At 61.5% G+C, this 1,308-nt stretch carries 1 protein-coding gene and 1 other annotated feature; the gene reads left to right on the top strand.

Going from position 1 to position 1,308, the window contains the following annotated elements:
• Positions 1-51: 51 nt before the first annotated feature.
• Positions 52-1,283 (top strand): IS3 family transposase gene (locus OIN59_RS25250; RefSeq protein ID WP_274114960.1). Its coding sequence is split into 2 segments (ribosomal slippage): positions 52-340 and positions 340-1,283, totalling 1,233 coding nucleotides; the frame shifts between segments, so codons are not numbered across the junction.
• Positions 330-445 (top strand) — a sequence feature (AL1L pseudoknot). (Overlaps the previous gene by 116 nt.)
• Positions 1,284-1,308: the final 25 nt, after the last annotated feature.

A 1,308-nucleotide genomic window follows, 5' to 3' on the forward strand; every position in this document is an offset into this window, starting at 1 on the left:
GTGAATCGCCCCGGTTTTCGCGGAGGCTCAACACTCTGAGAGGATTGAGCCATGAAGAAGACGAACAAGTTCTCGCCGGAGGTGCGTGAGCGCGCAGTGAGGATGGTTCAGGAGCAGCGCGGGGAGTACCCGTCACTGTGGGCCGCCATCGAATCCATCGCCCCCAAGATTGGCTGCGTGCCGCAGACGCTGAACGAATGGGTCAAACGTGCCGAAGTGGACGCAGGCACACGAGAAGGTGTCACCACAGCCGAAGCCCAGCGGGTCAAGGAGCTGGAACGCGAGGTCAAAGAATTGCGCCGGGCCAACGAGATACTGAAGCTGGCCAGCGCGTTTTTCGCTCAGGCGGAGCTCGACCGCCGACTGAAGTCTTGAGGGCTTTCTTCAATAAGCACCGCGATGCCTATGGGGTCGAGCCGCTCTGCAAGGTCTTGCAGATTGCCCATTCGGCGTATCGGCGGCATGCGGCGCTGCTGCGCGAGCCCCACAAACGCTGTGCTCGGGCTGTGCGTGACGAGGTGCTGTGCCCGGAGATTAAGCGGGTCTGGCAGGCCAACATGCAGGTCTACGGCGCCGACAAGGTATGGCGGCAACTGGCTCGCGAAGGCGTGACGGTGGCCCGCTGCACGGTTGAGCGCTTGATGCGCAGGATGGGGCTGCGTGGGGTGATGCGAGGCAAGGTCGTACGCACCACTGCTGGAGACGCGAAGGCGCCGTGTCCGCTGGACCGCGTCAACCGCCAGTTCCGAGCCGAGCGACCGAATCAGTTGTGGATCAGCGACTTCACCTATGTTTCGACCTGGCAGGGCTGGTTGTACGTGGCCTTCGTCATTGATGTGTTTGCCAGGCGCATCGTTGGTTGGCGGGTGAGCAGCTCGATGCGGACGGACTTCGTGCTCGATGCGCTGGAGCAAGCTTTGTACGCCCGGCAGCCCGAGCGCGATGGCAGCCTGGTTTGTCACTCCGATAGAGGCTCACAGTACGTCAGCATTCGCTACACGGAGCGGCTGGCCGAAGCAGGCATCGAGCCATCTGTGGGCAGCAAGGGCGACAGCTATGACAACGCATTGGCCGAGACCACAAACGGCCTGTACAAGGCCGAGTTAATCCATCGCCGAGCGCCCTGGAAGACAAAGGAGTCTGTGGAGTTCGCGACGCTCGAATGGGTGTCTTGGTTCAACCACCATCGCCTGCTCGAACCCATCGGATACATCCCACCGGCAGAAGCTGAGGCAAACTACTACCGGCAACTCGCCAGTCAGGGCACCGAGGTGGTGGTCTGACTTAAACCAAACAGCCTCCTCGAAA

The organism is Acidovorax benzenivorans (assembly GCF_028680575.1).
Classification (GTDB): Bacteria; Pseudomonadota; Gammaproteobacteria; order Burkholderiales; family Burkholderiaceae_C; genus Acidovorax; species Acidovorax benzenivorans.